This is a genomic window from Rodentibacter trehalosifermentans (genome assembly GCF_002000545.1).
In the GTDB taxonomy this organism is placed as follows: Bacteria; Pseudomonadota; Gammaproteobacteria; order Enterobacterales; family Pasteurellaceae; genus Rodentibacter; species Rodentibacter trehalosifermentans.
Map to the genome: position 1 here is coordinate 1 of NZ_MLHL01000083.1, position 6,910 is coordinate 6,910.

Below are 6,910 nucleotides of genomic sequence, written 5' to 3' on the forward strand. Positions count from 1 at the left end.
CGTCAGCCCCAAAAAATATCTCAATCAATAGCCGGTTCAATACCGGCTTTTTTATTGCCTAAATTTGTTCAAAATCCCTAAAAATTAGTTCATTTGTTCATTGAACTAGTTCATTTGTTCAAAATTGCCCCAAACACTTTTTATTTTCCCATAATCCCCACCGACACAACGATAACCCACACAGGCTTATCAATTCTTAATCACTATCATTTATGGAGAAAACACAATGCTAATGAAAACTGCAACAGCACAAAACGCCCACCAACAAGACAGCATTATCAGACGATATGACGCCATTAGTCGCTTTGGGGTGAGTAAATCCACTTTTTCCGACTGGCAAAACCCAAAATCTAAACGTTATCGCCCAGACTTCCCGAAGAAAATCCAGTTAGGCGTAAATTCCGTTGGCTACCTTGAAAGCGAGATTAACGCTTACATTGCAAAGCTGGCCGAGAATCGAGCATAAGGCGGCATTATGGAAACTATCAACACCACCAGCAGCCAAGAACAACGGCTTTTTATTCTGCGGAGCTTAGAGGAACGACCGCATAGCACCCATGAATTAAGAGCCAAGGGGATTTATTACCCGCCGGCACGAATCAAGGAGCTACGGGATAAAGGTTATGCGATTGATACCTTTTATCGAGATGAAACCGACAGCACAGGCTTAACTCACCGGGTGGGCGTTTATGTATTACACCAAAATGAAGTGAGCCCAAAAGAGGGAAAATTTCACGAATGAGACAAAACAAAAAGCCCCGAATCACACCAATCCAAGATTCAGGGCTAATCACACCGCCAAAAGCGGAACAACAACGAAATTTTAGCAGATTTCCATTCATGAGCAATCTATTTACGCAAATCAACATAGGGGGAAGCATGAGCGAACAAGGAGCAGATAAATACGGGGAAAACATTTCAAGCGGGATTAAGTGCTTTTTATTGATGTTAGGCGCAGGCGGATTTATCGCTTTGATTCTGTGGCAATTACCCAATTTAGCCAATTTTATTTTAGCCATTAAAGGCTAATCAAAATCCTTAATTTAACGAGCATAGAGCGATTTTTACAATGAACAATGCAATGACACCAACCAACGAGAGAAAACAACAAGGCGCAACGCTGGCGGGCATTGAGGAGATGATTAGCCGTATTGAGGCATTTTCAAATTCAGCCGTTACCGGCAAGGCATCAACTCTTAACCCTGACGGTACAAAAACACCGATGAAACCTAATGAGGTTTTCGATCTGATTAATGAAATGGCAAACCTTGCTTTAATGGATATTCAAGCATTAAGACACGAATTTGAAAGACTGGCTATCCACCACGAAACCAAAGATGAATTGCTTTATTTGCCTGTGGTGGACGTTAAGGGAGGTTTTACTAAATGACTACCCTCACCCCAAAGCAAGAAACCTTTTGCCTGAAATACATTGAGCTAGGCAATGCAAGTGAGGCATATCGCCAAGCTTACAACGCAGAGAATATGAAACAGGAAAGCGTTCACCGCAAAGCCGCTGAATTACTGGCAGACGGCAAGATCACGGCAAGGATTGAGGCATTACAAGCGGAGCATAAGGAACGGCATAAATTAACCATTGACGATCTTTTGATTGAGCTAGAAGAAGCAAGACAAATAGCAAAAGAGAAAGAACAAGCCAATGCAATGACACAGGCGACAATGGGTAAAGCTAAGTTATTAGGGCTTGATAAGCAATTAATAAGCATTGAACAAACTGAAGAAAAAGAACCGATTGATTTATCAGTTTATTCTGATGATGAACTTAGACAGCTTGAAACACTTTTATTAAAACAACCCGACAATAAGAATGAGTAAAAAAATGAAATGCGCCATAGCCAAACACAATGATTTACTGCTGAAACAAGCCATTAATCACTACCGGAAATCGTCTGATACGTTCACGTTTTTGAGCCTATACAGCGACTTTGAGCCTTATCCGATAAGTGAGGTGGTGGACGTACTAAAACTCAAAATACACGACTTAGAGAGTGAATTAGAGCCGTGGCGAAAATTGGGCCGAGAGAATGAGGCGTTAGAAACCCAGCTTTACGCTTTGAAAAAACAGCTAAAACGAATGGAACAACGACAAGGAGAAATGACAGATGAACACTAATCAAGAGCTACTGCTAGAGGCAGTCTTTCCAAAAGTCTTTCATAAAGAGACCGTGGCAATGACCGATTCATTAAAAGTCGCTCAATACTTTGGGAAACGACACGACAACCTACTGCAGAGCATTAAAAATTTAGGCTGTTCAGAAGAATTTAACGCCCTGAATTTTAAGGCGGTTAAATATACCGATGATAAAGGCGAAAAACGCCCAATGTACCTAATGACCCACGATGGCTTTACTCTCTTAACAATGGGCTTTACCGGAAAGAAAGCAATGCAATTCAAAGAGGCATACATCACCCAGTTTAACAAGATGAAAGATTGGATAACGACTAAAACCAAACTTTCACACGACCAACACCGAATGAATGAGGCAATTAAATTTCACCTTGAAAGCACTGGCAAGCAAGATGAACACATTTACAGCCGAGAAAATAACCTTGTTTATGTGGTGGCACTGGGTGCAAGTCGTAAGAAATGGCTTAAAGATAACGGCTATTCCCCTGATGATGAAATCCGAGACCATTTAACCGAAAGCCAATTAAAGCTCATTGATGACTTGCTTTCAGAAAATGCAGTGATGATTAAGTTAGGCATGAACTATCACGAACGCAAAGCCAAGTTAGAGCAATCTGCCCTTTATTCCTTGCGTAAATGGGCGTTAGCGGCATAGGGGGAATAATGGCAAGAAAAAAGCCCCGAATAACCAACCATTCAGAGCTTTTAATTCCGCACAGTGCGAACAAATCCAAGCCAAATTATAGCATTGTGCGATTTATTAGCAATTTATTAACAACAGTGAGCATAGGGGGAAATATGAGCGAGAACGGCGCAGATAAAGCAGGTCAAACAATCTCAACCGGAATTAAATTCTTTTTGTGTTGTGGTGGCATTGCACTATTAGCGGTGGCTTTTGCCTTTGGGTATTACCTCATCAAATAGGGGCAAAAATGCTAGAAGAAATCATCCAATTTTTAATGTTTATCAGCCTTTTGATTATCGCTTTCAGTTTTGCCGGATAAACAAAACCAAAATAATTTACCGCTTGACACTTTCCCACGATAGGCATAGAGTAAAAAGGCAGTCTGAAAAAAAGATTGCCAGCCGTGAGAAGCTGAATTATTTAACATTGGCGCATAGCACGCCCAAAGCGTGTTTTTTTATGCGTAACACTCGCACACCTCAAATAATGGCGGGTTTTGTTTCATGCAACCAAAAACCGATCATTCTTTCAATGGTAGAGCGTAATAGGCAACCCTTTGTGGTTGGCTGTGTTCCAATGTTCGCAGTTTCTCACCCTGTTACGCTCTACCGCCAGACCGTGAGAAGTCTAGCGGTAGTTCCTAAAAATATAACATTGGAATTATCGATATGATCTATCTATTCAAAGCCATAAGTCGTTTAGACTTACGCAACACATCAAAACCTATTTCATCTTTCCCTTGCTATACCGTGCGAATTAAAGCCGATAGCCTAGAGCAAGCCAAAGCGATTGTATGTCCTTTCTTTGCTGTTAAGGGGGTGAAAAATGATTAACCGCCTACAAGATGATCTTCATCAACACCTTACACAAGCACAAGCCATTATTGATTATTTAACCGCTGATATTGCAGTGAATAATGAAATTTCAGTAAGCAATGAAGTGTTAGCCAATACCTTATGGACGGCTCAAACCTTGCTACAAAATGCCAATAAAAGCTATGACAAATTAAGCGAGGCAATCAAACAGGGAGGCAAAGTCAATGTGTAATCTATCCTTTGAACAAATTTCAGCTATCAAAGAGGCAATCTATAAAGCCCGTGGCGTATCAATTCTTTTGTCAGAAACAACAAGAGATAAGGTAGAGAGTGACGTAGCAGAAGTTATCACGGATTACCTAGAGAAAGCAATTCAACAGCTAGAGGGGAAAGGTGATGAATAACGTAATCCTACACTACCAAGACGGACGCACGTTTACTTGTGCAGAGGGCGTAACCCTTGCCCGGGCAGAAGAAATCAAAGCCTACGTTGAATCAAATCCTGATGATTTTAGCTATCGCAACGTGGAGCGGGTGGAAATTGAGGAAGTTGGAAATAACGCCGATCCAAATTTGGATCGGTCTCATAAAATTAAGGAAACCCCAAAAACGCAACAGGAAACGCAAGGAACGACTAAAGGGAAACACAAAGGGAAATTATCACTTAATCCCTTAGCGTTCGCCTATGCTCAAATTACACGGCAATTTAAGCTGATTTCAGAGAGTAACAAGCGATGTTTTGAACTTTACCCTGATGATTTCCACCACAAGCTAAAAATGCGGTCGGAAATAGCAGATTTAGTCGAACGGTTAAAGGCAGGTGGAAAGTTATTTAATGTATTGGCGAAATCCCAAAGCGTAACCCTCACGAAAGACAATGCCGGCACGCTGAAAGACTTTAATCAAGCCAACGGTTACTTGATTTATAAATTCAATGAGGTGATTGAACAAATCGACCGGCTCAATATTGAGCGAATAGAAAATCAAGTTTTTCAAGACCCTAAAAAAGAATTTGCACAAATTGCACACTATAAAAAAGGGGGCTGTGATGAATAACACCAGCTATCAAGTTATTGGTTACAGTCAGCAAAAGCCGATTGTTTTAGGCTCAACGGAAAACCCATCTCAAGCCCTAAGCCTTGCAGAAAAAGCCTTGAATGATGAAGTCTATCAAGCGGTGGTGATAAAAAAACAAGGGGGAAACAATGGCTAGACTAAAATATGCCCCTTATGCGAAACAGCAAGATTTCACCGGGGAAAGCCTTGTTACGATTTGTTTAGGCGTGCAAGCAATGGAAATCGCCAAGCATTTTAACGAATTAGGCAAAAGTGCGGATGAAATCACCCTTGAAAATACCTTAGGTGAAACCGCAGCTAAATTCCCTTGCGTGGTGGTGGATGCTGAAATATTGGAACAGGTGGAAGAATATCGCCTTGCGCCCAAAAACGCCCAGTCAATCCGTTTAATTCAAGCCAACAACGGGCAATCATTCCCGGCTGAAACGATGGAGCGGATTTATTTACACCTTGCCAGAACCACCACCGCCGAGAATGTGATTTATTGCAATGAGGCGGGGGAACTATTGGAAAATGTGAGCCAATATATCCAACGGTTACGCAAGGGAGAAACCTATCACGGGGAGATTATGCCGGCAATTAATCCTCGCCGAGATAATCATCAACCTTACACCGAAAAACGCAAGGAGAACGGCATAGAGGGGCTTTTTAGGGTGATTCCGAAGTTAGACAAGGACACAGGCGAAATGGTCGATAAATGCGAATGGCTAGCAGATTGTGTGGATGTGGTGGGCGTAGGGATTTCCGAGAGTGATTATTTTTCTATGCTCTCTTTCCAAGCACAGGGCAAAACCGAACCGACTTTAATCGCTCTCCCGTGGGCTGAAATTGGCGAGCGTGCAGGCTGGCAATTACTCAAACAAAAAGGCGTAAGAATAACCAATAGCCAACGTTTGAAACCGCACTTAGCGGATTTTCTGCAAGATACCCAGAACAAGCCCATTTATCAGATTGTAAATGAAACCGGCTGGCAGGCAGATTTTAACGCTTATATTTTGCCAAATGGTGAAGTGTTGGGGAAACCGAATCAACCCGTTTACTTCAACAACAAATCAGCCACCACCGCCGGGTATCAAGCCAAAGGCACGTTAAGTGACTGGCAAAGGGAAATTGGGCAATATATCGAGGGCAATCATTCCATGATGTTGGGCGTGGCGTGCGCTCTTGCCGCTCCTTTGATTGGCTTAATCGGGGCGGAGAGTTTTGGGGTGCATTTATTCGGTAAATCCAGTGCGGGGAAAACGACTATCGCCAATATTGCCAGTTCAATCTATGGTGAGCCTGATTTAATCCGCCTTTCGTGGAACGGCACAAGCCTAGGCTTAATTAACGAGGCAGCCGCACGAAATGACGGCTTTATCCCCCTTGATGAAATCGGACAAGGGGCAAGCAAAAAGCACGTTGAGCAAACTGCCTATGCGTTATTTAATGGCGTGGGGAAAATCCAAGGGGCAAAGGAAGGCGGAAACCGAGAATTAAACCGCTGGCGCATTTTAGCCTTTTCCACCGGGGAACAGGATTTAGAGCTTTATTTAAAACAAGACAACATCCGAACCAATGCCGGGCAATTAGTGCGATTGTTAAACATTCCTATCACGCCCGCCGGCACGTTTTATCATTTTGGCAATGGCAAAGCCCACGCCGACCATTTAAACGCCATGACACGCCAATACTACGGCACAATGGGCAAAGCGTGGATTATGTGGCTATTGGGAAATAAACAAGCGGTGGTGGCTGAATATCAACGTTATGCTGCACAATGGCAAGCCATGTTACCGAATGACGCCAGTCCACAGGTTAAACGAGTGGCAGGTCGTTTTGCTTTACTGGAAACTGCCCTACAACTGGCAAGCCCTTTCACCGGCTGGAAAACGACAGAAAATCAGACCGCACTTTTACACAGCTTTAATGAATGGGTGAACGAGTACGGGCTACATTCAAGGGAAGAAAAGCAGATTATTGAACAGGTGAATGGCTGGCTTTTAAGATATGGATCACGCTTTATTGAAATTCCTCTTAATCCGAATCAGAAAGAGCCGAATGATACGGCGGGTTATCGGTTATTAGTCAATGAACGAAACGATAAGGAGAAGTTCCTTATTTATCCGCAGGTTTATTTAGGGGACGTTATCAAGGGCTTTAATGAGAAACAGGCGAATGAAATTTTATTTAAGGGGCTGAAGT

General features: G+C 42.6%; 15 protein-coding genes. 14 read left to right on the forward strand and 1 reads right to left on the reverse strand.

Annotated elements, in window-relative coordinates; genetic code table 11:
• The first annotated feature begins 226 nt into the window (after positions 1-226).
• From BKK52_RS12050 to BKK52_RS12085, 8 genes are all read left to right on the forward strand, one after another.
• On the forward strand, positions 227-466 hold the full coding sequence (locus BKK52_RS12050) for a helix-turn-helix transcriptional regulator (RefSeq protein WP_143531425.1): 240 nt from the start codon (positions 227-229) through the stop codon (positions 464-466).
• Positions 467-475: 9 nt separating this feature from the next.
• Positions 476-742: a helix-turn-helix domain-containing protein gene (locus tag BKK52_RS12055; RefSeq protein ID WP_077478786.1), complete on the forward strand. Its 267-nt coding sequence runs from the start codon at positions 476-478 to the stop codon at positions 740-742.
• Between the two features lie 137 nt (positions 743-879).
• Positions 880-1,029: a hypothetical protein gene (locus tag BKK52_RS13700; protein ID WP_167367928.1), complete on the forward strand. Its 150-nt coding sequence runs from the start codon at positions 880-882 to the stop codon at positions 1,027-1,029.
• 52 nt (positions 1,030-1,081) lie between these two features.
• Positions 1,082-1,390, forward strand: a complete 309-nt coding sequence (locus BKK52_RS12065) for a hypothetical protein (RefSeq protein ID WP_143531426.1) — start codon at positions 1,082-1,084, stop codon at positions 1,388-1,390.
• On the forward strand, positions 1,387-1,836 hold the full coding sequence (locus tag BKK52_RS12070) for a terminase small subunit (RefSeq protein WP_077478789.1): 450 nt from the start codon (positions 1,387-1,389) through the stop codon (positions 1,834-1,836). Before BKK52_RS12065 ends, BKK52_RS12070 begins: the two co-directional genes overlap by 4 nt.
• Before the next feature lie 4 nt (positions 1,837-1,840).
• Positions 1,841-2,134: a hypothetical protein gene (locus tag BKK52_RS12075; protein WP_077478790.1), complete on the forward strand. Its 294-nt coding sequence runs from the start codon at positions 1,841-1,843 to the stop codon at positions 2,132-2,134.
• The gene (locus BKK52_RS12080; protein WP_077478791.1) at positions 2,124-2,804 is read left to right on the forward strand and encodes a Rha family transcriptional regulator; all 681 of its coding nucleotides are present in this window, start codon (positions 2,124-2,126) and stop codon (positions 2,802-2,804) included. The genes BKK52_RS12075 and BKK52_RS12080 overlap by 11 nt, the downstream gene beginning before the upstream one ends.
• 8 nt (positions 2,805-2,812) lie before the next feature.
• A complete protein-coding gene (locus tag BKK52_RS12085; protein WP_077419659.1) occupies positions 2,813-3,073 on the forward strand; it encodes a hypothetical protein in 261 nt (86 codons plus the stop codon).
• Positions 3,074-3,105: 32 nt separating this feature from the next.
• On the opposite strand, the gene BKK52_RS13965 is transcribed toward BKK52_RS12085, so the two are convergent.
• Positions 3,106-3,261 carry a hypothetical protein gene (locus tag BKK52_RS13965; RefSeq protein ID WP_242650067.1) on the reverse strand — a complete coding sequence of 52 codons (156 nt, stop codon included), beginning with the start codon at positions 3,259-3,261 and terminating at the stop codon, positions 3,106-3,108.
• Positions 3,262-3,502: 241 nt separating this feature from the next.
• On the opposite strand from BKK52_RS13965, the gene BKK52_RS13970 reads away from it, so the two are divergent.
• The 6 genes from BKK52_RS13970 to BKK52_RS12110 all read left to right on the forward strand — a co-directional run.
• Entirely contained in the window at positions 3,503-3,667 is a 165-nt protein-coding gene (locus BKK52_RS13970) for a hypothetical protein (RefSeq protein WP_242650068.1), read from the forward strand.
• Positions 3,660-3,881 carry a hypothetical protein gene (locus BKK52_RS12095; RefSeq protein WP_077474418.1) on the forward strand — a complete coding sequence of 74 codons (222 nt, stop codon included), beginning with the start codon at positions 3,660-3,662 and terminating at the stop codon, positions 3,879-3,881. The genes BKK52_RS13970 and BKK52_RS12095 overlap by 8 nt, the downstream gene beginning before the upstream one ends.
• Positions 3,874-4,053, forward strand: coding sequence for a hypothetical protein (locus BKK52_RS12100; protein ID WP_077474419.1), 180 nt, complete (start codon positions 3,874-3,876; stop codon positions 4,051-4,053). The genes BKK52_RS12095 and BKK52_RS12100 overlap by 8 nt, the downstream gene beginning before the upstream one ends.
• Entirely contained in the window at positions 4,046-4,705 is a 660-nt protein-coding gene (locus tag BKK52_RS13975) for a hypothetical protein (RefSeq protein ID WP_244160252.1), read from the forward strand. Before BKK52_RS12100 ends, BKK52_RS13975 begins: the two co-directional genes overlap by 8 nt.
• On the forward strand, positions 4,698-4,862 hold the full coding sequence (locus BKK52_RS13585) for a hypothetical protein (RefSeq protein WP_158076056.1): 165 nt from the start codon (positions 4,698-4,700) through the stop codon (positions 4,860-4,862). Before BKK52_RS13975 ends, BKK52_RS13585 begins: the two co-directional genes overlap by 8 nt.
• Positions 4,855-6,910 (forward strand): DUF927 domain-containing protein (locus BKK52_RS12110; RefSeq protein ID WP_077478792.1); only part of this gene is annotated, 2,056 nt, incomplete at its 3' end. The genes BKK52_RS13585 and BKK52_RS12110, both read left to right, overlap by 8 nt.